The organism is Aeromicrobium sp. (assembly GCF_036675695.1).
GTDB lineage: Bacteria > Actinomycetota > Actinomycetes > Propionibacteriales > Nocardioidaceae > Aeromicrobium.
Genome location: NZ_JAKFEL010000058.1, coordinates 1 through 20,660, shown reverse-complemented (window position 1 = coordinate 20,660; position 20,660 = coordinate 1). Strand labels below are relative to the sequence as shown.

Genomic DNA, 20,660 nt, shown 5'->3' with positions numbered 1-20,660 from the left:
ACCCGATTGATGATCGACAGGCCGCGACCACTCAGCGAATCCTCGTCGAAGTCGACCGGCTTGAGCGGCTCACTGACGCCACCGTCATGCACGCTGAGCTCGAGCAGGGTGCCGTTGATGCTCCACGAGATCTCGATCGTGCCATCCGGCTTGGGCATGCCGTGGCAGACAGCATTGGCGATCATCTCGCTGATCACGATGAGCGCGTCGTCGATGACGGCATTGGACGCCCGGTGCACAGTCAGGAAGGCTGCGAGCCTCGTCCGAGCGATGCTCGGTGTCGAAAGCTCAAACGGCAGGCGAACGATGTCATGTGACTTCATTTCGACCACCTACCCGAGAAAGCCGGAGCTGCGCATCGCGCAAGGCTCCGGAACAGACCTGCATATAGTCCAAAGTAACCATTCGAGGGGGTTCATTGCCACTCCCACCCCATTTCCACCGCGCAGTCACGCTCAGCGAGCGTGAGAAAGTTGTACAAATGAGCGAAGAAGCCGTTCCATCGACCGACATCAACGCGATCCCTGAGGCAATTCCGGCCGACCTCGTCGTGCTCGACGTACGCGAGCAGCACGAATGGGACGCCGGGCACATCGACGGCGCGCTCCACATTCCGATGAGCCAGATTCAGTCTCGGGTCGGCGAGCTCGACCCGTCGATTCACACGATCGTCGTGTGCCACGTCGGAGGCAGATCAGCGCGTGTGACCGGCTGGCTTCACGCCCAGGGTCACAACGTCGTCAACCTCACGGGTGGCATGGAGCTCTGGGAGGCGGCCGGCCGGCCGGTCGTGGTCTAGGCCTGACACGCCCTAGGTTCCGGGCGGACGCCAACCCGGCGGCAGGTAGCCCGGGTAGGGCGGCGTATTGGCAGGCGGCACCCATTCGGCCGGCGGCTGATAAACGGGCGCGTATGCCATTGCGTACGCGGGCGCTGGAATCGGTGCCCATACGAGCTGTGGTGGCGGCACCGGAATCGGCGGCCGCAGACGCACGATCCCACGACGCCGCACTGATCGCTCAACCAGGGCGACGAATGCCAGGTTCATGATCACCGTGGGAATCAGGTCGAGTGGTCCTCCACCCTCCGTTGCACTGAACATGCCGAGGGAGTCGAAGATCATCAGCGTGATGTTGTTGATCGCATGGACCGCGATGCTGGCCTCGAGGCCACCCGTACGGATGACCAGGTATGCAGCCATCAAGCCGAACAGGCCGACATCAATCAGGCCCCACAGGTTGTAGACGTGACCCGCGACAAATGGTGGGACGGACACGACGACCGGAATCCACGCGAACCTCGACCATGACCCGACGAGCTGGAGCAGGTAGCCGCGAAACACGTACTCCTCGGCTGCTGCCTGGAAGGGCGTCAACGTGAGCACCAGGATGAGCATCAAGATGACTCCACCGTCGACCGCAGACGGCGACTGAACCGAGTCGGGATCGATCCAGTACGAGAGTGCGACGAGCGCGCTGATCCCACCGCCAAACACGATCGCCGCAAGCACGCTGGTGTGCTTGAGCCAGCCCCAGCGCATACGACCTGTGACCGACGTCAGATATCCGATGCGCCGCGGGCCCGTGGCGAGAACCGAGACCAGCAACACGGGAATCCCCACCGCGAGGCAGAGCATGTCGAGCGCAAAGAAGTCGGGGCGATCGACGTTGATCTCGCCCGCGTCGTCGAACCACTCGTCGAAGCGGCTTGTGCCGCCAATCGCCGCCATGAGGACGAACGCCGCGCCCACAATCAACGCCGTCGCAAACAGATAGAGAACGAAAGCGAGGAACCCGGCTATCGGGAGCTTCCACCACGCGTACTCAGGCGTCTCCCGCGCTAGACGGTGGTACGGAGTGGACACGCCGTGAATCCTGACAGAGGTGAGGGCAGAAAACAGCGCCACCGGACAGATCCGATGGCGCTGAAGGGTGCTGCTACTACTTGGCTGCTGCCTTGAGGCGCGAGCCGACGCTCAGCTTGACTCCGTGTCCAGCCGGAATGTCGATCGTCTCGCCGGTCGACGGGTTGCGGCCTACGCGGGCGGCGCGCTCGACGCGCTCGACGGACAGGATGCCCGGGATCGAGACCTTGTCGCCGGTGCCGGAAACAGCCTCAACGAGAATCTCGCTGAATGCAGAAAGTACGGCGTCGGCTTCGGTCTTGCTGGTGCCTGCCTTCGACGCAAGGGCGGCAACGAGTTCGTTGCGGGAAATGGCCACAAATGCTCCTCATGAATGGTGGTGTGCGACGTCCAGTCTATGAACTCGCCCCAACAGATCCTTGGCCCCCCGTGGGCCTCTGTGATTGTTACTGCTGCTATCGCGCCCATTCTGACAGAGGCTCCGAATTCACAAGCGGCGGGAGTGCGCTGAGATACATCGCGCGAGGCCACTCGACCACGCCGAGCGACGCCAGGTGCGGGGTTCGCCATTGCACATCGATCAAGCCGCTTTCTCCCACGATCTCGGCCAGCGCGACGAGGGCAACCTTCGACGCGTCTGTCTCTCGGTGAAACATCGACTCCCCGGCGAAGAGCCCACCAATGTTCAGTCCGTACAGTCCGCCGACCAGCGCACCCTCGGCATTGCGGGTCTCAACTGAATGTGCCCAGCCGAGCCGGTGAAGGTTGACGTACGCCTCGCGGATCGCGCTGTCGATCCAGCTCCCCGGCCGAGTCGGGTCAGCGCAGGCATCGATCACCTCCTCGAAGGACTCATCGACCGTGACCGACAGGTGTCGCACCGAGCGCCTCAGGGCCCGGGAGACCTTGAGCGCCGAGGGCACCAGGATTCCGCGCTGCATGGGCGACCACCACAGCAATTCGCCGTCGTGAGGCATGGGGAAGGCGCCGTGCCGGTAGGCATCGATGATCGTTCCAGGTTCCAGATCTGCTCCGGCTGCAACGCAGTCCTCCTCCGGCCACTCGTCAGGTTCGAACCTCCACGGCGACGGCGGCAACGGCTGCGGGCTCACGGCTCGAGGACGCGTTTCAGGTGGTAGAGCGGTGCGTCTCCCCACTCTTTCCACTCGGCGGCTGTGGCGCCCGCGAGGCAGGCCCACCAGGTCAGCGCACGGTTGACCGGCTGGGTGAGGGCTGTCGCGGACCACTGGCCAGAGAGCTCCGAAACCGTGATCCCCCAGACATCCGTGTAGGCATCGACGAGATCACCCCAGGCCAGTTCCGTACGAGCCTCGATCCAGCCGTATGGGACGCTCAGCACCTCAACCGCGTGGGACCACTGTCCGTCGCCGAAGTCGAAGATGCGCAAGCCCGCGCCGGCAGGCGCGAACACGTTCCACGGGTGAAGGTCACCGTGCTGCCACGTGGCAGGGAGCGACCCCTCGACCAGCAGCTGTGCTGCGTCGGCGATCGCGTCCCGCTTTGCACGCAGCTCGACTTCGACGTCGGGCGACACGTGCGATGGATGATGGGCTGGCAGGCCGGCGAACGTGTGCACGATCCGATCGAAGCGCTCCGGCACAGTGATCGGTGAGCAGTCAGGCAGTCCTGTGGCGATCAGTTCTTGTCGGTGGTCCGCCACCACGCGCTGGATGCGCGCCGTCTCGGCGAGCAGCATGCGCCAGTCTTCTGCGGTCGGCTCGTGGCTGTCGCCGAGCGTTGTCCCACGATCTGCCGTGACGATCCACCCGCGCTCGGCGTCGATGGCGAACGGTGCGTCCACGGCGTCCGGCACGATACGAGCCAGTTCGGCGTGCAGCAGGGGCTCAAACGCCATCGACGCACAATTGGCCTTGAACCACAGCGTGCCCTGATCAGTCGGCACCACGAGCTGGGTCGACCACGGGCGTACGCGCGGCTGGGTGATCTCGCCCGTCAGCACGCGGCCGCACGACGCGAGCTGCTCGCCGATCCAGTCCTCGGCCACGCGACGCCACTCATCGCTGGCGACGTGCTCGGAGAACGGTCGGCCCATGGCGACCAGCGTAGTAAGCGGTCTCCTCCTATGCTTGCCAGATGGGAGTCCGAGGCAAGCTCGCCGTATCCGCCGCCACCAAGCTGGCTCCCCAAGTAGCGTCAGGCTACGTACGCACGGTCCTCGACCAGGCCATCGACGGCATCGGACCGCTCCGTTCGGCGGCTGCAACTGCCGACACCAAGCTCGTCGACCACAACGGCGACGTCGAGCTGGCCGTACGTGGACTCATCCGCCTCCACTCCGGCCTGGCTGGGGTGCAGGGATTCGTGACCAACCTCGGCGGGTTCGCGGCGATGGCGATCGCGATGCCAGCCAACGTGGTCGGTGTGACGCTGGTGCAGTGCCACCTCGTCGCCGGGATAGCGCACCTTCGCGGCTATGACCTGGAGGACCCTCGCGTACGCAACGCGATCCTTGCCTGCATGCTCGGCGAGGACTCCGTCCGCGACCTGCTGAAGCACAAGCGACTTCCCTCATCCCCGATGGCGCTCGCAACGTCTCCCGTGCACGACCCCGAGCTCGACCACACCCTCTCGCGCGAGGTGACAGCTGAGCTGGTGGCGCGGACGGCTGGGCGTCGTGTAGTGACGTTGATCGGCCGACGCGTGCCGTTCCTCGGCGGCGCAGTCGGTGGATCCAGCGATGCGTACGCGACATGGCAGATCGGTGCCTACGCTTCCAACGAGCTCAAAGAGCGTCGGGTCTAGTTGTCGGTAGCGGCGCATACCGTCATCGCATGACGCTCGAAGCCGTGATCCTCGCACTGCGCGAGTCCTGGGGACCTGACACCTGCGCGCCCGAGGATGTTGCGGACTGGACGCCCGACAATCCGTCCCGCGGCCAGTGCGCCACGACCGCGCTCGTGCTCCACGACTTCTTCGGGGGCTCTCTCGTGATGGGAGAGGTGATTGTCGACGGGCAACGGGTTGACTTCCACTGGTGGAACCGGCTTCCCGACGGCGAACAGGTCGACATCACGCTCGAGCAGTTCGGCCCGCACGAGCATGTCGTCGGCGCCATGGAAGTCGTGCGGCCGACTGGCGCGACGCGCATGGACAAGCAATACGCGTTGCTCTCGTCCCGTGTGTCGGCTCGCCTCGCACAAACATGGGGGTCCCCCCAACACAAAGGGGCGTAGCCGTTGGGGGACTAGCCGAGGGCTCGTACGACGGCGCTGGCTGGTTCCTTGCCGAGCTGCTGGCCCATCCACACGCTGGTCGCCACCAGCGAGTCCAGGTCAACTCCGTGCTCGATGCCGAGCCCGTTGAGCATCCAGACGAGATCTTCGGTGGCGAGGTTGCCGGTTGCGCTCTCGGCGTACGGGCAACCGCCGAGCCCACCGGCCGAGGCATCGAAGGTGGTGATGCCATGGCGAAGCGCGGCGTAGGCGTTCGCCAACGCCTGTCCATACGTGTCGTGAAAATGCATCGCGAGGCTTTCGACCCCGACACCCGATTCTCCGAATGCGTCGATCAGGGCTCCGACCTGGGCTGCCGTGCCGACGCCGATCGTGTCGCCGAGCGAGAGCTGCGATGCGCCGAGGTCCAGCAGGCGCTTGCCTGCTGTGACGACCTGACCGATCGGAACGTCGCCCTCCCACGGATCGCCGAAGCACATCGACACGTACGCGCGTACATCGAGACCAGCCTCACGGGCACGGGCGACGACGGGCTCGAACATGGCGAACTGGTCGTCCAGGGTGGAGTTGAGGTTCTTCTGCGCGAAGGTCTCCGTCGCGCTGCCGAAGACCGCGACGTGGGTGCAGCCCGCCTCCAGGGCACGATCGAGACCTCGTTCGTTGGGCACCAGCACAGGTAGCGGTACGGGACCGTCGAGCGGCAGACGCGCGACAAGCTCGGCCGCGTCAGCGAGTTGAGGCACCCATTTCGGGTGGACGAAGCTCGTTGCCTCGACGATCGGAAGTCCGGCTGCCACGAGCCGGTCGATGAACTCGGCCTTGACCTCAAGAGGAACGATCACAGACTCGTTCTGCAGACCGTCACGCGGTCCGACCTCATAGATCGTGACCTGCTTGGGAAGACTCGCGTCGCGGACGATCACGCGGGTTCCACCGTGAACAGCAGATGCTTGATCGGCACCTGGTCGCCCACAGCCGCTCCGACATGCGCGACGACACCGTCGTACGGCGCCACAAGTGCGAGCTCCATCTTCATGGCCTCGACCACCCCGAGTCGGTCGCCGAGCGCGACCACGTCACCTTTGGCCACGTCGACCCGCAGCACGGTCCCGGGCATCGGCGACACGACGTCGGCCTCTGTCGAGGCACCACGTTGGTGACCTCCGCGCATCGGGTCCGGCGTCTCGAAGGTCCAGGTCTGCCCCTCCCACGCCACCTCGATCGAGTCCCGACGGCCTCCGACAAGAACCGGCCATGTGATGTCGGCATCGTCCAGCACGACTCGGTGATTCGCGCCGGTCCTGTCTGTCAGAATCACCGCCGGAGGCGCTGGACGACCTGCGCTGCGCCAGCCGTCGATTGTCGAGAATGGAGTCTCCAGCAAATCGTCGTGTCCGCCGTGGATGTGCAGACGCGCGGCTGCCGCCAAGGCCTCGGATGGAACCTCTGGCCAGGCGACCAAGGCTTCCGCCAACGGTCCGTCCAGCCACGATGTGTTGATCTCGCCATCTGCGAACTCACGACTCGCGACCAGCCTGCGTAGAAATCCGAGGTTGGTCGTGACTCCCAGCACCGCCGACTCGTCCAACGCAGCAATCATCGACTCGATCGCGGCCCCGCGGTCGGTGCCGGAGACGATGATCTTTGCCAGCATCGGGTCGTAGGCCGTGGAAACCTCTTGGCCCTCCTCTACGGCTGTTTCGACACGCACGTCCTCTGGCCAGACAATGCTGTCGAGGACGCCGGCCTGGGGCAGGAACCCGGCGTACGGGTCCTCGGCGTACACGCGCACCTCGATGGCGTGTCCGGTCGACGTGATCTGGTCCTGGCTCAGCGGCAGGTCCTGACCCGCGGCAACCGAGAACTGCCACTGCACCAGATCGAGCCCGGTGATCTCCTCGGTGACGCAGTGCTCGACCTGGAGTCGGGTGTTCATCTCAAGGAAGTACGCCGCCCCATTTGCGACGAGGAACTCGACTGTGCCGGCGCCGGTGTAGCCGACCTCCTTGCACAGCGCGACGGACGACTCGTGAAGCGTTGCGCGGAGCTCATCGCTGAGACCGAATGCCGGCGCCTCCTCGACAACCTTCTGATGACGACGCTGCGCCGAGCAGTCGCGTTCAAACAGGTGGACGACATGGCCGGCGTTGTCGCCGAAGACCTGTACCTCGACGTGACGGCCGGACTCGATGTACTTCTCGACCAGCATCGTGTCGTCGCCGAACGCGGAAGCCGCCTCACGCTGCGCGGCCTCGAGCGCTGACGCGAAGTCCTTCGCGTCATCGACGATGCGCATCCCCTTGCCGCCGCCACCGGCCGCAGCCTTGACCAACACGGGGTAGGAGTCCGCCGGCACGTTGGACGGATCGAACTGCGGAGTGACGGGGACGCCGGCCTTCTCGGCGATCGCACGCGCCTTGTCCTTGCGGCCCATCGCATCCATGACCTCGGCCGTCGGGCCGATGAACACGAGTCCGGCGCCCACCACTGCGCGAGCGAATTCGGCGCGTTCCGACAGGAACCCATAGCCCGGGTGGATTGCCTCGGCGCCGGACTCCTTCGCGGCGGCGAGCAGCCGGTCGATGTTGAGGTACGACTCATTGGCCGCCGTGGGCCCGAGGTGCACGGCATCGTCGGCGAGACGTACGTACGGCGCATCAGCATCTGCGTCGGAGTAGACCGCGATGCTGCGGAGACCCGCTTCGCGGCAGGCGAGGATCACGCGGCGAGCGATCTCGCCTCGATTGGCGATGAGGACTGAGGAGAACATCACTACATCCTGAAGACGCCGAAGCGCGGTTCGGGCGTCGGTACGGCGGTGGCAACCTGCAGCCCCATGGCCAGGACCCGACGCGTGTCGACTGGGTCGATGATGCCGTCGTCCCACAGTCGAGCGCTGGAGTAGTAGGGCGAGCCCTGCGCATCGAACTGTTCGCGGATCGGCGCGCGGAAGTCAGCCTCGTCGTCGGCTGACCATTGCTCGCCGCGGGCTTCCATGCCATCGCGCTTGACCGTTGCCAGCACAGCCGAAGCCTGCTCGCCCCCCATCACCGAGATCTTCGCGTTGGGCCACATCCACAGGAATCGCGGATCGTACGCACGACCGCACATCCCGTAGTTGCCGGCGCCGTACGAGCCACCGATCACCACCGTGAACTTTGGTACGACCGATGACGCGACCGCCGTGACGAGCTTGGCGCCGTCCTTGGCGATGCCGCGGTTCTCGTACTCCTGGCCGACCATGAAGCCGGTGATGTTCTGCAGGAAGACCAGCGGGATTCCACGCTGGTTGGCGAGCTCGACGAAGTGCGCGCCCTTGAGCGATGACTCGCTGAACAGGATTCCGTTGTTGGCGACGATCGCCACCGGGTAGCCGCAGATCCGGGCAAAGCCGCACACCAGCGTCTCGCCGTACAGCGGTTTGAACTCGTGCAGACGTGAGTCGTCGACGATGCGGCGGATGACCTCGCGTACGTCATAGGGAGTGCGGCCGTCCGTCGGCACCACGTCATAGAGAGTCTCCGGATCCTCGCGTGGTTCGACCGACTCGTGCGGCGGCGGCAGACTCGTCGGGCGCTCCAGGGTTCCGACGATCGAGCGCACGATCTGCAGAGCGTGCTCATCGTCGTCAGCCAGATGATCTACGACACCGGACGTGCGAGCGTGCACATCGCCGCCACCGAGATCCTCGGCGGTGACGACCTCGCCGGTTGCAGCCTTCACCAGCGGGGGACCCGCCAAGAAGATCGTGCCCTGGTCCTTCACGATGACAGTCTCATCGCTCATCGCCGGTACGTAAGCGCCGCCGGCGGTGCACGAACCCATGACCGCGGCGATCTGCGGGATCTGCTTCGCCGACATCTGCGCCTGGTTGAAGAAGATGCGACCGAAGTGCTCGCGATCGGGGAAGACCTCGTCCTGCATGGGCAGGAAGGCGCCACCTGAGTCGACGAGGTAGATGCACGGCAGGTGGTTCTCCGCGGCGATGGTCTGCGCGCGCAGGTGTTTCTTGACCGTTATTGGGTAGTAGGTGCCGCCCTTCACAGTCGCATCGTTCGCGACGATGACGCATTCGCGACCGCTCACCCGACCAATTCCAGCGATGACGCCAGCGCTCGGTACCTCGCCTCCGTACATGTCGTACGCCGCCAGTGCGCCGATCTCGAGAAAGGGCGAGCCGGGGTCGAGAAGATGATCGATCCGATCTCTGGGCAGCAGCTTGCCGCGGTCAACATGACGTTGACGCGACTTCTCGTTGCCTCCAAGACGGACAGCGGCCAAACGGGCACGCAGGTCGTCAACCAGTTCACGCATGGCCAAAGGTTAACAGTCGTTAACCAGAATCGGCTACTCTGCTCCTGTGACCGTTTCACGCCAGCAGCAGATTCTTGACACCGCGGCCAAGCTCTTCGCCGAGCGGGGCTTCCATGGTGTGTCCGTGCATGACATCGGAAACGCGTGTGGCATCTCTGGTCCCGCACTCTACAAGCACTTCGCCAGCAAGAACGACATTCTGACGCAGTCGCTCACCGCAATCAGTGAACGCTTGCTCGCCGAGGGGCTGGCCCGTCGGAACGCCGCGTCGACTCCCGGCGAAGCGCTCGAAGGCCTGATCGGCTGGCACATCGACTTCGCACTGGGCAACCCTGCGCTGATCGTCATCCAGGAGCGCGAGTGGGGCAACCTCGAGGTCGCCGGCCGCAAGGAGGTGCGCTCTCTTCAGCTCGCCTACATCGACGTGTGGGTCGAGACCGTGCGTTCATTGCGCGGCGATCTCGGTCCGCACGAGACCCGAGCCTGCGTACAAGCGACGTTCGGAATGCTCAACTCCACCCCGCACAGCGCGCGAATCAGCGCGCCGGCGATGCGAGCTCGACTGGCGCGGATGGCTCGGGCGGCCCTTCTTTCGTAGGCCGTGCGCTGCGAGTGATCGTCGCCGTGGCAACGCCAAGCAACATCACGGCTCCGCCCACCAGCTCCAGCGTCGTCGGCACCTCATCCTGCACGAGCCACGCCGTCATGATGCCGATGACCGGAACGAGCAGGACGAACGGGACCACGGCACTCGCCGGGTGGCGGGCTAGCAACGAGTTCCAGATGCCGTATCCGATGAGCGACGCACCAATCGCGGTGTACGCCGTGCTCGCGATCGCCACACCAGACAGGTGCGTCACAGCGCTGCCCACTTCGGCAGGTCCATCCACTACGAGCGACAACAGCAGCGCCGGCAACGGGACCACCAACGCTGACCACACCACCAACGAGAGGCCCGACGCCACTCCTGCACTTCGAGCCACGACATTGCCGGTGGCCCACGAGAGAGCTGCTCCGAGCATCACCAGCACTGGGATCACGGGCGCAGTTGCCCCGTGCGCAACGACCACGACCAGCAGTCCGACCGTGCCGATCGAAGCGCCGACCACCTGACGGCGCGTGGGTGACTCCTTCAGCGCAATCGCGGCAATGACGATCGTCATGATCACGTGAGCTTGAAGGATCAGCGACGCGAGTCCGGCTGGCATACCGAGGTCGAGGGCGATGTAGAGCAGACCAAACTGCCCCAAGCTCATGAACGTGCCCACCGCTACGACAGCCCGCCACCCGGCCGTTGGCCGCGGGATGAAGAACACCAGAGGCAGCGCCACCAACACGAACCGGAACGACAGGAACAGCAACGGCGGCACATCGTCCAGGCCCTCGTCGATGACGACGAAGTTCGCTCCCCAGATGATCATCACCAAGACGGCGAGGGCACTGTGCTTGAACGGCATTGGTCCAGTCTCTCCCGCTCAACCATGAAGCACCAGCAACGGTTTCTGGACGAAACACCGTACGCTTGCTTCATGATTGATCTGGGTGCTCTTCGCGCGCTAATCGCGGTACGCGACTGCGGCAGCATCGTTGCGGCGGCCCATGAGCTTGACTTCACGCCCTCTGCCGTCTCGCAACAGATCAAGAAGCTCGAGCGCCAAAGCCGAACACCGATGCTCGAACGCGTCGGCCGCACCGTCATCCTGACGGAGCGCGGACGTCTACTCGCCGAGCGCGGTGCCGTTCTGCTTGCTGATCTCGAACAGGTGGAGAACCTCGCCGTCGGTGGCGCAGAAGAGCTCCGAGGTTCCCTACGGCTCGCGACGTTCTCGACCGCTTCACGCGGCATTGTCGCTCCGCTGCTGGCAAAGCTCCGAGCATCAGCGCCCGATCTCCATGTGACCGTCGTCGAGATCGAGCCGCGAGAAGGAGTCACGTTGATCGAGCGGGGTGGCGCCGACCTGGCCCTCGTCCACGACTGGAACACCGTGCCGCTCGACGTACCGGTCACGATCGAGCAACACGAGCTCCTCAGCGACGAAGCCGATGTCCTCCTGCCCTGGGATCACCGCCTGACACTCCGCGACTCTGTGACGCCCATGGATCTTCTGCAGGAGACGTGGGTCTCCACGCCTGCTGGGTCGATCTGCCACGAATGGCTCGTGCACATGTTCGCCATCCACGGCGAGCGACCCGACATTCGCTACTTCGATGGCTCCTACTCAACCCATGCCGCGATGGTCGAGCATGGCGTGGCTGTGGCGCTCGTCCCGCGCCTGGGCCGCGAACCATTGTCGCCACGAGTGCACGCGATGCCAGTCGTCGATCCGACGCCCCGGCGCCGCGTCAGCTCCCTCTGGCGCGCCTCCAGCCATGACAACCCTGCTCGCCAGCACGTACAGCGAGAGCTCGAGGGCCTCTTCGCCGCGCTCCCATAGGATTCGAGCACCCAAACTTCAGGAGCTCATCATGGTGGATCTCGGGAAGCTGCTCGGCGGCTTCGACTCTAAGAAGCTGCAAGAAGTCATCGACCTCGTCTGGGACAACAAGGACGACCTGGCCAACAGTGCCCAGTTCGCCAAGGAGATCCCCGACCTCATCCGCACTCTGGCCGGCGGACTGTCCGAGGCTGGCGGCCAGGCCCGTGCAGCAGGACTCGCACTCGTCGGGGACGACGGGGAGTCTGGTGCCACGACCAAGCTCGGTAGCAGCGCGAAGACTCTGGGCTCCATCGCCGAGAACCTTGCCTCCGTCGCGAAGTTCGTGACCGATGCGGCCGACGACATCAAGGGCGTACCGCTGATGGGTGGGCCTGCCAAGCAGCTCAGCGGTGCCGCCAAGACGATTCAGGGCACGACGACGAGCCTCGGCGGACTCGCCGATGACCTCGTCGGACTGGCCGACATCCTCGGCAATGTCGGCGCTGCGCTCGGCAAGCTGGGCGAGAGCCTGGACTCGTCCGGCACCAAGGCACAGGGATTCTTCGCCGCGCCGGCATGAGCGGTTCCCTTCCGCCTCGCGACGCCGCTACGTTAAACCCGTTCGCTTGAACGGTCAGGCGATATCAAGAAGGAGAACCTGATGGCAGACTTCGGTCTCGGTGGAATCATCGCGAGTGTTCTTGCCGGTGCAGCAGGTGGCCAAGCTGCCGAGAAGCAACCCAAGACCCCCAGCCCCGGAGGACTCGGCAGCATCCTGGGTGGTGGCGTAGGTGGTGGGCTGGGCGGGCTGCTGACGAGCGCACTCGGCTCCGGAACGGCAGGTACCGACGTCGAGGCAGTCGTCAGTCAGGCAGTGGGTGGCGGCGTGCTCGGCACCGTCGTCACGATCGTGCTCGGATTGATCCTCAAGAAGAAGGCTTGATCCTCAAGGAGTAGCTACAGACCAGAGTCGAACGCCCCCGGTGATCCGGGGGCGTTCGCCGTTGGTCAGGCGTCCTTGAGTGTGCGCCAGGCAACCCACGCCGCAGCGAGAGCGATGACGATCGCCACCGCCGAGGTGCGCTGGACACCGAGGTCGAACGCAGCTTGAGCCGACGCCATCAGGCGCTCGCCGACCTCGTTCGGGAAGTACTCCGCGTACTGCACCGTGCCACCCAGCGACTCGAACGACGAATCGTTCTCACCCCACTGCGCAACCGCAGGCACCGTGAGGTGTGAGCGATAGGTTGAGGTGAGCACGCTGCCGAGCACAGCGGTACCGAGCACAGCGCCGACTTCGTACGCGGTCTCCGAGATGGCCGAGGCCGCGCCCGCCTTGTTCGGCGGAACGCTGCTGAGCATCAGATCGTTCGTCAGCGTCTCTGCCAGACCGATGCCGAGTCCGAGCACCGCGAACGCGATCATGATCGACCACGTCGACGGCGTACCTAGGAATGCAGCGATCGCATATCCGGCGGCCGACATCACAAAGCTCGCCGCAACGACGACCCGCGCCGGCACGAAGCGGACCAGGCGCACGGCAGCGAATCCACCGAGTACCGTGACCAGCAGACCCGGCAAGAGCGCCATGGCGGCTGACATCGGCGACAACCCCATTCCGAGCTGAAGGAACTGCGCGGCGAAGAAGATGAAGCCGGCGTAGCCCATGAGGCTCAACAGGTTCGCGACAATCGCGCCGCTGAAGACGCGATCCGAGAACAGCGCGAGGTCGATCATCGGGTCGGCGATGCGGCGCTGACGACGTACGAAGACGACCGCACTGGTAACTCCGAGCACGAGGCTGAGGATGGTGAGGTCGCTGACACCGTGCTCGGCGAACTGCTTGATTGCGAACACGATCGGCAGCATGGTTGCGAGCGACAGACCGATGCTGGGTACGTCGATGCGACCCGGGCGCGGGTCGCGCGACTCGGGAAGCAGGACGACCGCAGCGATCAGGAAGATCGCGATGATCGGCACGTTGATGAAGAACACCGAGCCCCACCAGAAGTGCTCGAGCAACCACCCGCCGACAACTGGGCCGAGGGCCGCTCCACCGGCGAACATCGATGCCCAGACAGCGATGGCGAGCCGGCGATCTTCACGGTTCTCGAAGATGTTGCGGATCAGTGACAGCGTCGACGGCATCAGCGTTGCACCGAATACGCCGAGGAGCGCGCGTGAAGCGAACAGTGCCTCAGCCGTCGGGCTGTACGCCGCGCACACCGAGGCGATGCCAAAGCCGACCGCACCGATCAGCAGTAGCCGTCGACGACCGATGCGATCGCCGAGGCCGCCCATCGGGACCAGCAGTCCCGCGAGCATCAGCGGGTAGATGTCGACGAGCCACAGCATCTGCTCACCCGTCGGGTGCAATGCCGAGCTCACCTGTGGCAGAGCGAAGCTCAGCACGGTGTTGTCGATCGAGGTCAGGAGGACAGGCAGCATCAGCACCGCGAGTGCGATCCACTCTCGTGGTCCCGCTCTACGCGTCGTGTCCGCTACATAGCGCGAATCGATGATCGTCATGCTGTCCTCCTTCGGTTGAATCTGTTGTATCTACTGTACCGGCTAGACGGTATACACAACGAACAGATCGAGGGTGATATTCCCCTCCATTAGGCTGGGCGTATGGCAGCCGCTGAGCGATCGACCCGCGACCGGGTCCTCGACTCGTTCGAGACGCTTCTGGTGACCGCCGGAAGCCGTGCCGCGACCCTCGACGCGGTCGCCGCCCACGCCAACGTGTCGAAGGGCGGGCTGCTCTATCACTTCCCCAGCAAGGACGAGCTCGTCGTCGGCATGCTCACTCGACTGCGCGAGCAGGGCGAGGCCGACGCGACCAAGATGCGTACGGCCAAGAAGGGTCCCGTCGACTACTACCTGAGCACCTCAGCGCACACCGGCAGCGATTTCGACCGCGCCCTCGTCGCCGCTGCACGTATCGCCCAGGAGCACGACCAGCGCGCTTCGGAAGCGTTGGCCGACCTCCGTGAGGGCTGGTTCACGGTGCTGCGCGAGCACCTCGGCGACGAGGCACTCGCTCGTACGATCCAGCTGATCGGCGATGGCCTCTACTTCGACGACACGATGGGTCTGCAGGCGAAGGGCGCTCTGACCCACGTACGCAACGTGCTCCGCCGCCTCGACGTTCTCTAGGAAGTTCATCCGTCAGGCGACTGGCGTGCACGTCGGCTTAACCCGCCCCACGTGCACTCAAGCCATGACACATCCAAAGAAGTACGTCCTTCCGGCGTCGCTCGTCATGAGCCTCGCCATCGCCATCGGAGGTGTCGCTGCACCAGCGACCGCGTCCGACAAGACACCCACGTCCGACGGCGGCCACCATCAGGCCATCTCCGTCTTCGGCCACCGCGGAGCCTCGGGCTACCGCCCTGAGCACACGCTTGAGAGCTACAAGGTCGCAATCAACCTCGGCGCTGACTACATCGAGCCGGATCTCGTGAGCACCAAGGATGGAGTGCTCGTCGCTCGCCACGAGAACGAAATCACTGGCACGACGGACGTGGCCGCGCATCCAGAGTTTGCCGACCGCAAGACCACCAAGACCATCGACGGTGTCCCGATCTCGGGGTGGTTCACCGAAGACTTCACCTTGTCGGAGCTCAAGACGCTGCGCGCGAAGGAGCGCCTCCCCTCAGTGCGCCCGGACAACACTCAGTACGACGGCCTCTTCGAGATCCCGACCTTCGACGAGGTTCTCGCGCTTGCCAACCAGGAGAGTCGCAAACACGGTCGTACGATCGGCGTCGCGCCTGAGACAAAGCACCCGACGTACTTCAGTCGATCGGCTTGCCCTTGGAGAAGCCACTGCTGCGGTCGCTCGACCGAGCCGGACGCAATTCGGCCAACAGCAAAGTCGTCATCCAGTCGTTCGAAACGACGAACCTGCGCAAGCTCGCCACGCAGACACGTGTACCGCTTGTTCAGCTCACCTCGGCAGTCGGTGCACCGTACGACTTGAAGGTCGCCGGCGACCCACGTACGTACGCCGACATCATGGCGCCGGCCGGTCTGCGCAAGGTCGCGAAGTACGCGAAGTGGCTGAGCCCGGAGAAGAACAGCGTGATCCCGCGCAACGCAGCAGGATTCCTGACGACGCCCTCACCGGTCGTCAAGGATGCGCATCGCGCTGGGCTCAAAGTGGTCGCGTACACGTTCCGCGACGAGAACCAGTTCCTGCCGGCGGACTTCCGCATCGGGACCGACCCGAACGCGAAAGGCGACATCCAGGCAGAGCTGAAGACGTTCTTCGCAGCTGGCCTCGACGGTGTGTTTGCCGACTACCCCGACAGTGCCGTCAAGGCGCGAGATCTCTGGAACCAGAGCTAACTGGACCGGACGGCCCCGTCTCTCACAGTGAGGGACGGGGCTGTTCTGTGCTGTATCTGCGGGCTAGCCTCAGACCATGTGCCGAAACATTCGAACCCTTCACAACTTCGAGCCCGCCGCGACCAATGACGAGGTCCAGGCCGCGGCGCTCCAGTACGTCCGCAAGGTGAGTGGGTCGACCAAGCCGTCGAAGGCCAACGAGGAAGCGTTCAACCGCGCCGTTGCCGAGATCGCCCACATCACCGGACACCTGCTCGAGGACTTGGTGACCACGGCTCCGCCCAAGGATCGTGAGATCGAAGCCGCGAAGGCCAAGGAACGCGCCGCGAAGCGCTACGCCGCCGCTGGCTAGTCGTCGACCCATACCGGGCTGAGAATCTCAACGGATGCTCGCCCTCCACTTGCGCGCGCGACCTCGCTGACGAATGCCTGCGGGTCCGCAACGACCACGGTGATCTCCGTATGCGCACCGTGCGTCGCGTCCACGACCTGGCCCAGCGTGCGCAACCGGGAGTCGAGACTCCCGTACTCCGCAACAGTCGTCGTCACCAGCATCTTGTGTCGCAGGGTTCGCAGCTGAATGCCAGCGTGATCGAGCGCCAATCCGGTGACCTCGCCGTACGCACGCGCCAGACCGCCCGAACCAAGCAGGGTGCCGCCGAACCACCGTGTCACGACGGCGACCACATCGCTCACCTCACGTCGGGTCACGACCTCCAGCATCGGCGTGCCAGCCGTACCCGCGGGCTCACCATCGTCATTGGACCGCTGAAGGCTGAAGTCCGGACCGATCACGAATGCCGTGCAGTGGTGCCGAGCATCAAACCGGTGTTTGCGGACCGATTCGATGAACGTACGGGCGTCAGCTTCGCTTTCGACCCTCCGCACCTCGCACAGAAATCGCGATCTCTTCACCTCGATCTCGGCTGAGGCATCGCGGGCGATGGTGCGGTATTCGCTCAATTCTTGCGGAGCTTGAGGAAGATGCTCGGGCCGAAGTTGTTGCGCGCCAGGCGCTTCTGAGTCGCCCGCTCGATCAGCAGCATCGCGCTCTTCGGCAGAGTCTTCTTGACCCGTTCGCTGCGCAGGTTGGACACCGAGAGCTTGGTCTCGAGCGTCAGTCCCGCCTCGGCGAGCTGGGCGACGACCGTGTCGATGTTGTGGTTGACGAAGGCAATCGCGTCTGGCTCGTCTGCCTTGACCGTACGTATGCTGACCGGCTCCTTGGGGAGCTCGATGCCCTCGCGCTTGTGACGCCGACGGTTCTTGAAGTGTCCGTAGTTGGCGACCTCGATGATCGCGGTGCCGCCCGGCGCGAGGACGCGCGCGATCTCGGCGAACTCGGCAGCCGGCTCCGGGATGTGGTGCATGACGCGCACCATCGTCACCAGATCGAGCTCGCCATCCGCGAACTTGAGATCGTCGGCCTGCATCTGCGCCTGCACGATGTCAGTGCCGTCGAGCACCTTCTTGGCAGCTTCAAGCTGGCTCGCGGCGGGCTCGGCCAGAGTGACCTTGTCGGCGAACGTACGCAGCAGGATGCACAGGCGTCCGAAGCCGCCACCGATGTCGGCCGCGCTGCCGTAGTGCTGACCCTTGAGGAGGCGCCGGATCGCAATGTGCTCGGCGGCGTTCTCGTAGTCGCGGTTGTCCCAGTACTTCGTGTAGTCGTAACCACGCTCGTACTGGTTGGCTACTTTCTTGCTCTTCTCGGCCACCGGGACACCCTAGCAACGCTCCCTGAACGAGAGATCAGCCGAACGTGCGGGGCGTGTATGACGCGGGCTGCTTGGCCGTCGCGGCCTCACGCGCAATCTTGGTGTTGACCGACTTGAACATCGTGGCTTGGAGCTTGCGCTCGAGCTTCCACGCGGCGCGCACACTGCCGCGACGGTTGGCGTACAAGAGCTTCTTGGTGGCTGCGACCGAGTCCGGCGAGCGTTCGACGATCTTCTCGATGAGGTCCAACGCGGCTTTGATCGGCTCGTCGACCGCTTCTGTGGCGAGTCCGACCTCGGCAGCACGGGCGCCCGTGATCTGCTCGCCCGTCATCGAGAGTCGCATGACGTCGTCGGCCTTCATCTGATCACTGAAGGGGACAGTGCCACCCATGTCGGGCACCAGACCCCACTTGGCTTCCAGGATCGACCAGGTCGCATCGGGAGTCGTGAACCGGAAGTCTGCGCCCGCAGCAAGCTGGACACCTGCGCCGTAGCAATGACCGTGCACCACGGCGATGACCGGCACCGGCAGATCCCGCCAGATCGTGGTGACCTTCTGGAACTTGTTGACCACACGCGGACCGGCCAGGAAGAAGCGCGCCACCTTCTTCTTGTCCTTGAACGCTGCGCCGAAGTCGAGGCCGGCGCAGAACGAGCGCCCCTTGCCCTGCAGGACCACCGCGCGTACGTCGCGATTGGACTTGAGCGCCTCAGCTGCGGCGATGAGCTCCTCGATCAGCTCGAGGTCCACACCATTGAGCTTTTCGGGGCGGTTGAGCCACACGTATGCGATCTGGCCGTCGATCTCGGTGATCACCCGCGGTTCAGTCATCCCAAGATGCTATCTCCCACGTTTAGAGGTATGGAGTTCGGGGAAATAGCGTTCATGGTCAACATCAAGAGGCTCCCCCTACCCCTGATGGATATGTACGAGTGGCAGTACGACGGTCTGTGCATGGACATGGACTCGTCGGTCTTCTTCTCGCCGGAAGCCGAGCGCGGCGCCAAGCGCATTCGCCGCGAAGATGCCGCCAAGGCTCTGTGCCGCCGGTGCCCCGTGATCGAAAGCTGCCGTCAGCATGCGCTCAGTGCGCAGGAGCCGTACGGCGTATGGGGAGGGCTCAGCGAATCCGAGCGTGCCGAGATGGTCGGGCAGCGCTCAGTCGCGAGCTGAACCAGTCGACGTCATAACCAACAGCGGTCCCCGCGCGTTGTTTACGTCATGCGCCGCACACTGAAGCTCTCGCTGGTTCTTGCTCTGATCGCGCCGATGACCGTATGGATCATCGCCCGAGGGGGCGCAGACGCTGCAACTGCGACGCCCAAGACCGTCATGTTCGTTGGCAACAACTGGGACGGCACGACCGACGTCATCGACCCGGTGACCTACAAGCGACTCAAGCGCATCGACGTCGCACCCGACCGCGCCGAGCGGATCGCCGCGATCAAGAAGGATCCGGTCGCGCTGGCGTTCTATCTCGCGATCGGACAGCTCGTCGGTGAGGGGCACGATCAGTTCAACGACGACATGTTCAGCACACCCGATGGCAAGATCCTCGCCGTCTCCCGACCGAGCCTCGCCGATGTCGTCGGCATCAACATCGCGAGCGGCAAGATCGTGTGGCGTTTCCCAATGGAGGGCTACCGCACCGATCACATGGGCGTCTCGCCTGACGGCACGAAGCTGCTCGTCTCCGACTCGACGGCAAACAAGGTGCACGAGCTGAACATGCGTACCGGCGCCAAGCTCCGCGAGTTCCCCTCAGGTGACACCCCTCACGAGAGCAACTACACCAAGAACGGCTCCAAGATCTTCCACGCCAGCATCGGTCGCGTCTACGTACCCGGTGACCTGAACCCCCTGAACCCCCTCCTCGGCGTCGACAAGATCGTCAAGGGCAAGCAGGTCTTCCAGATCGTCGACAACTCGTCGTTCAAGATCCTCAAGCAGTGGGACATGGGCGCCAAGCTCGCCGAGGCGGGCTACCCGGGCATGAGCTCAGCGGTCCGGCCGATGGCGGTCGCCCCCGATGAGCGGTACGTCTACCTGCAGGTCTCGTACTTCCACGGATTCGTCGAGTTCGACACCGCGGGCGCCGGCAAGGTTGTCCGTCTCGCGGTGCTCCCGCAAAGCGCAGCAGCGCAGGCGACGCCCAAGTCGCAGTACGTGCTCAACTCCGCACATCACGGCATCGCGATGAATGCGGCCGGCACCTCGTTGTGCGTCGCCGGCACGATGTCTGACTACGCGGCGATCGTCAGCCGCAAGACGTTTGGCCACACGATCCTCGACGTCGGGCCCAAGCCCTACTGGGCCACCACCGGCCCCGGCGGCAACACGTGCTGGATGTCGACCAGCGGCAATGACCAGGTTGCGGTGATCGACTACGCCACCAAGAAGATCATCAAGCGCATTGCGGTCGGCGATCACCCGCAGCGCGTCCGCGAAGGCCGGGTCGCCGCAGCAACGGTCAACGCCTGGAAGTAGGGGGTGTGCGCGAGGGGGGAGCCGTCACCTGCGTTCCGCGGCGAACGTGCCCCTTGAACCGTGCTGGCCGACGTCAACGCCGCTCCACTCCGGTTCCTCCCAAATCCACTCTGCCCAATAGATGACGAGAACCCCGACGGAAAAGCGTTGTCGGGGTTCTTGTCATCTGTGCGCGAGGGGGGATTTGAACCCCCACGCCCTTGCGGACACTGGCACCTGAAGCCAGCGCGTCTACCATTCCGCCACTCGCGCGTACGGTCCCGGCATTCGATGCGCAGGACCGAGGAA

General features: G+C 64.6%; 25 protein-coding genes, 1 tRNA gene and 1 pseudogene. 13 read left to right on the top strand and 14 right to left on the bottom strand.

All coding sequences use genetic code 11. The features are described from left to right. Positions 1–323 (bottom strand): ATP-binding protein (locus tag V6M39_RS04040; RefSeq protein WP_332642396.1); only part of this gene is annotated, 323 nt, incomplete at its 3' end. A 158-nt stretch (positions 324–481) separates the two neighbouring features. Between V6M39_RS04040 and V6M39_RS04035 the strand changes: the two genes are divergently transcribed. After that, entirely contained in the window at positions 482–799 is a 318-nt protein-coding gene (locus V6M39_RS04035) for a rhodanese-like domain-containing protein (RefSeq protein ID WP_332642394.1), read from the top strand. Between the two features lie 12 nt (positions 800–811). Here the strand turns inward: V6M39_RS04035 and V6M39_RS04030 are convergent, their stop codons facing one another. From V6M39_RS04030 to V6M39_RS04015, 4 genes are all read right to left on the bottom strand, one after another. Then, positions 812–1,864, bottom strand: coding sequence for a CPBP family intramembrane glutamic endopeptidase (locus V6M39_RS04030; RefSeq protein WP_332642392.1), 1,053 nt, complete (start codon positions 1,862–1,864; stop codon positions 812–814). A 76-nt stretch (positions 1,865–1,940) separates the two neighbouring features. Next, positions 1,941–2,222: an HU family DNA-binding protein gene (locus V6M39_RS04025; protein ID WP_442880673.1), complete on the bottom strand. Its 282-nt coding sequence runs from the start codon at positions 2,220–2,222 to the stop codon at positions 1,941–1,943. 97 nt (positions 2,223–2,319) lie between these two features. Then, positions 2,320–2,976, bottom strand: coding sequence for a leucyl/phenylalanyl-tRNA--protein transferase (aat, locus tag V6M39_RS04020; RefSeq protein ID WP_332642390.1), 657 nt, complete (start codon positions 2,974–2,976; stop codon positions 2,320–2,322). Continuing rightward, complete coding sequence (locus V6M39_RS04015) at positions 2,973–3,938, bottom strand: phosphotransferase (RefSeq protein WP_332642388.1); 966 nt, start codon at positions 3,936–3,938, stop codon at positions 2,973–2,975. Before V6M39_RS04015 ends, aat begins: the two co-directional genes overlap by 4 nt. Positions 3,939–3,979: 41 nt before the next feature. Here V6M39_RS04015 and V6M39_RS04010 point away from each other — a divergent pair, with 41 nt between their 5' ends. Beyond that, entirely contained in the window at positions 3,980–4,648 is a 669-nt protein-coding gene (locus tag V6M39_RS04010) for an EcsC family protein (protein WP_332642387.1), read from the top strand. Between the two features lie 29 nt (positions 4,649–4,677). Next, entirely contained in the window at positions 4,678–5,079 is a 402-nt protein-coding gene (locus V6M39_RS04005) for a YunG family protein (protein ID WP_332642385.1), read from the top strand. A gap of 11 nt (positions 5,080–5,090) precedes the next feature. Here the strand turns inward: V6M39_RS04005 and V6M39_RS04000 are convergent, their stop codons facing one another. From V6M39_RS04000 to V6M39_RS03990, 3 genes are read right to left on the bottom strand one after another with little or no spacing between them, the layout of a single operon-like run. Beyond that, complete coding sequence (locus tag V6M39_RS04000) at positions 5,091–6,002, bottom strand: hydroxymethylglutaryl-CoA lyase (RefSeq protein ID WP_332642384.1); 912 nt, start codon at positions 6,000–6,002, stop codon at positions 5,091–5,093. Then, positions 5,999–7,849 carry an acetyl/propionyl/methylcrotonyl-CoA carboxylase subunit alpha gene (locus V6M39_RS03995; RefSeq protein ID WP_332642383.1) on the bottom strand — a complete coding sequence of 617 codons (1,851 nt, stop codon included), beginning with the start codon at positions 7,847–7,849 and terminating at the stop codon, positions 5,999–6,001. Before V6M39_RS03995 ends, V6M39_RS04000 begins: the two co-directional genes overlap by 4 nt. A gap of 2 nt (positions 7,850–7,851) precedes the next feature. Next, positions 7,852–9,393 (bottom strand): carboxyl transferase domain-containing protein, encoded by a 1,542-nt coding sequence (locus V6M39_RS03990; protein ID WP_332642382.1) that lies wholly within the window; start codon positions 9,391–9,393, stop codon positions 7,852–7,854. A gap of 46 nt (positions 9,394–9,439) precedes the next feature. Between V6M39_RS03990 and V6M39_RS03985 the strand changes: the two genes are divergently transcribed. Further along, the gene (locus tag V6M39_RS03985) at positions 9,440–9,991 is read left to right on the top strand and encodes a TetR/AcrR family transcriptional regulator (protein ID WP_332642381.1); all 552 of its coding nucleotides are present in this window, start codon (positions 9,440–9,442) and stop codon (positions 9,989–9,991) included. On the opposite strand, the gene V6M39_RS03980 is transcribed toward V6M39_RS03985, so the two are convergent. Next, positions 9,930–10,850, bottom strand: a complete 921-nt coding sequence (locus V6M39_RS03980; protein ID WP_332642380.1) for an EamA family transporter — start codon at positions 10,848–10,850, stop codon at positions 9,930–9,932. The two genes, V6M39_RS03985 and V6M39_RS03980, sit on opposite strands and share 62 nt — an antisense overlap. A gap of 72 nt (positions 10,851–10,922) precedes the next feature. On the opposite strand from V6M39_RS03980, the gene V6M39_RS03975 reads away from it, so the two are divergent. From V6M39_RS03975 to V6M39_RS03965, 3 genes are all read left to right on the top strand, one after another. Continuing rightward, the gene (locus tag V6M39_RS03975; protein WP_332642379.1) at positions 10,923–11,828 is read left to right on the top strand and encodes a LysR family transcriptional regulator; all 906 of its coding nucleotides are present in this window, start codon (positions 10,923–10,925) and stop codon (positions 11,826–11,828) included. Between the two features lie 31 nt (positions 11,829–11,859). Next, complete coding sequence (locus V6M39_RS03970) at positions 11,860–12,390, top strand: hypothetical protein (protein WP_332642378.1); 531 nt, start codon at positions 11,860–11,862, stop codon at positions 12,388–12,390. Between the two features lie 81 nt (positions 12,391–12,471). After that, positions 12,472–12,753, top strand: a complete 282-nt coding sequence (locus V6M39_RS03965; protein WP_332642377.1) for a hypothetical protein — start codon at positions 12,472–12,474, stop codon at positions 12,751–12,753. A 65-nt stretch (positions 12,754–12,818) separates the two neighbouring features. Here the strand turns inward: V6M39_RS03965 and V6M39_RS03960 are convergent, their stop codons facing one another. Beyond that, positions 12,819–14,339 (bottom strand): MFS transporter, encoded by a 1,521-nt coding sequence (locus V6M39_RS03960; RefSeq protein WP_332642376.1) that lies wholly within the window; start codon positions 14,337–14,339, stop codon positions 12,819–12,821. Positions 14,340–14,441: 102 nt separating this feature from the next. Here V6M39_RS03960 and V6M39_RS03955 point away from each other — a divergent pair, with 102 nt between their 5' ends. From V6M39_RS03955 to V6M39_RS03940, 4 genes and pseudogenes are all read left to right on the top strand, one after another. After that, on the top strand, positions 14,442–14,969 hold the full coding sequence (locus V6M39_RS03955) for a TetR/AcrR family transcriptional regulator (protein WP_332642375.1): 528 nt from the start codon (positions 14,442–14,444) through the stop codon (positions 14,967–14,969). 64 nt (positions 14,970–15,033) lie between these two features. Next, positions 15,034–15,546: pseudogene (locus V6M39_RS03950) on the top strand (glycerophosphodiester phosphodiesterase family protein); the annotation flags it as partial. Between the two features lie 77 nt (positions 15,547–15,623). Next, entirely contained in the window at positions 15,624–16,163 is a 540-nt protein-coding gene (locus V6M39_RS03945) for a glycerophosphodiester phosphodiesterase family protein (protein ID WP_332642374.1), read from the top strand. 76 nt (positions 16,164–16,239) lie between these two features. Next, positions 16,240–16,515 carry a DUF2277 domain-containing protein gene (locus V6M39_RS03940; RefSeq protein WP_332642373.1) on the top strand — a complete coding sequence of 92 codons (276 nt, stop codon included), beginning with the start codon at positions 16,240–16,242 and terminating at the stop codon, positions 16,513–16,515. Here V6M39_RS03940 and V6M39_RS03935 read toward each other — a convergent pair. The 3 genes from V6M39_RS03935 to V6M39_RS03925 are packed head-to-tail and all read right to left on the bottom strand — an operon-like array spanning position 16,512 to position 18,716. Further along, positions 16,512–17,126 carry an IMPACT family protein gene (locus V6M39_RS03935; RefSeq protein WP_332642372.1) on the bottom strand — a complete coding sequence of 205 codons (615 nt, stop codon included), beginning with the start codon at positions 17,124–17,126 and terminating at the stop codon, positions 16,512–16,514. The genes V6M39_RS03940 and V6M39_RS03935 overlap by 4 nt on opposite strands. Beyond that, the gene (locus V6M39_RS03930) at positions 17,123–17,881 is read right to left on the bottom strand and encodes a class I SAM-dependent methyltransferase (protein ID WP_332642371.1); all 759 of its coding nucleotides are present in this window, start codon (positions 17,879–17,881) and stop codon (positions 17,123–17,125) included. Before V6M39_RS03930 ends, V6M39_RS03935 begins: the two co-directional genes overlap by 4 nt. A gap of 34 nt (positions 17,882–17,915) precedes the next feature. Next, entirely contained in the window at positions 17,916–18,716 is an 801-nt protein-coding gene (locus V6M39_RS03925) for a crotonase/enoyl-CoA hydratase family protein (protein ID WP_332642370.1), read from the bottom strand. 30 nt (positions 18,717–18,746) lie between these two features. Here V6M39_RS03925 and V6M39_RS03920 point away from each other — a divergent pair, with 30 nt between their 5' ends. Together V6M39_RS03920 and V6M39_RS03915 are read left to right on the top strand one after the other, a co-directional pair. Further along, the gene (locus tag V6M39_RS03920; RefSeq protein ID WP_442880672.1) at positions 18,747–19,058 is read left to right on the top strand and encodes a WhiB family transcriptional regulator; all 312 of its coding nucleotides are present in this window, start codon (positions 18,747–18,749) and stop codon (positions 19,056–19,058) included. A gap of 48 nt (positions 19,059–19,106) precedes the next feature. Further along, complete coding sequence (locus V6M39_RS03915; RefSeq protein ID WP_332642368.1) at positions 19,107–20,372, top strand: YncE family protein; 1,266 nt, start codon at positions 19,107–19,109, stop codon at positions 20,370–20,372. 169 nt (positions 20,373–20,541) lie between these two features. Here V6M39_RS03915 and V6M39_RS03910 read toward each other — a convergent pair. Continuing rightward, positions 20,542–20,624: transfer RNA gene (locus tag V6M39_RS03910), tRNA-Leu, on the bottom strand. Positions 20,625–20,660 lie beyond the last annotated feature (36 nt).

Excerpts from the sequence above, each read along its gene's own strand:
- V6M39_RS03970 (WP_332642378.1), top strand. The coding sequence starts at position 11,860 with ATGGTGGATCTCGGGAAGCTGCTCGGCGGCTTCGACTCTAAGAAGCTG.
- V6M39_RS04015 (WP_332642388.1), bottom strand. The coding sequence starts at position 3,938 with ATGGGCCGACCGTTCTCCGAGCACGTCGCCAGCGATGAGTGGCGTCGC.
- V6M39_RS03980 (WP_332642380.1), bottom strand. The coding sequence starts at position 10,850 with ATGCCGTTCAAGCACAGTGCCCTCGCCGTCTTGGTGATGATCATCTGG.
- V6M39_RS03955 (WP_332642375.1), top strand. The coding sequence starts at position 14,442 with ATGGCAGCCGCTGAGCGATCGACCCGCGACCGGGTCCTCGACTCGTTC.
- V6M39_RS03920 (WP_442880672.1), top strand. The coding sequence starts at position 18,747 with ATGGAGTTCGGGGAAATAGCGTTCATGGTCAACATCAAGAGGCTCCCC.
- V6M39_RS03990 (WP_332642382.1), bottom strand. The coding sequence starts at position 9,393 with ATGCGTGAACTGGTTGACGACCTGCGTGCCCGTTTGGCCGCTGTCCGT.
- V6M39_RS03965 (WP_332642377.1), top strand. The coding sequence starts at position 12,472 with ATGGCAGACTTCGGTCTCGGTGGAATCATCGCGAGTGTTCTTGCCGGT.
- V6M39_RS03975 (WP_332642379.1), top strand. The coding sequence starts at position 10,923 with ATGATTGATCTGGGTGCTCTTCGCGCGCTAATCGCGGTACGCGACTGC.
- V6M39_RS04010 (WP_332642387.1), top strand. The coding sequence starts at position 3,980 with ATGGGAGTCCGAGGCAAGCTCGCCGTATCCGCCGCCACCAAGCTGGCT.
- V6M39_RS03995 (WP_332642383.1), bottom strand. The coding sequence starts at position 7,849 with ATGTTCTCCTCAGTCCTCATCGCCAATCGAGGCGAGATCGCTCGCCGC.
- V6M39_RS04035 (WP_332642394.1), top strand. The coding sequence starts at position 482 with ATGAGCGAAGAAGCCGTTCCATCGACCGACATCAACGCGATCCCTGAG.
- V6M39_RS03925 (WP_332642370.1), bottom strand. The coding sequence starts at position 18,716 with ATGACTGAACCGCGGGTGATCACCGAGATCGACGGCCAGATCGCATAC.
- V6M39_RS03940 (WP_332642373.1), top strand. The coding sequence starts at position 16,240 with ATGTGCCGAAACATTCGAACCCTTCACAACTTCGAGCCCGCCGCGACC.
- V6M39_RS03915 (WP_332642368.1), top strand. The coding sequence starts at position 19,107 with ATGCGCCGCACACTGAAGCTCTCGCTGGTTCTTGCTCTGATCGCGCCG.
- V6M39_RS04005 (WP_332642385.1), top strand. The coding sequence starts at position 4,678 with ATGACGCTCGAAGCCGTGATCCTCGCACTGCGCGAGTCCTGGGGACCT.
- V6M39_RS03960 (WP_332642376.1), bottom strand. The coding sequence starts at position 14,339 with ATGACGATCATCGATTCGCGCTATGTAGCGGACACGACGCGTAGAGCG.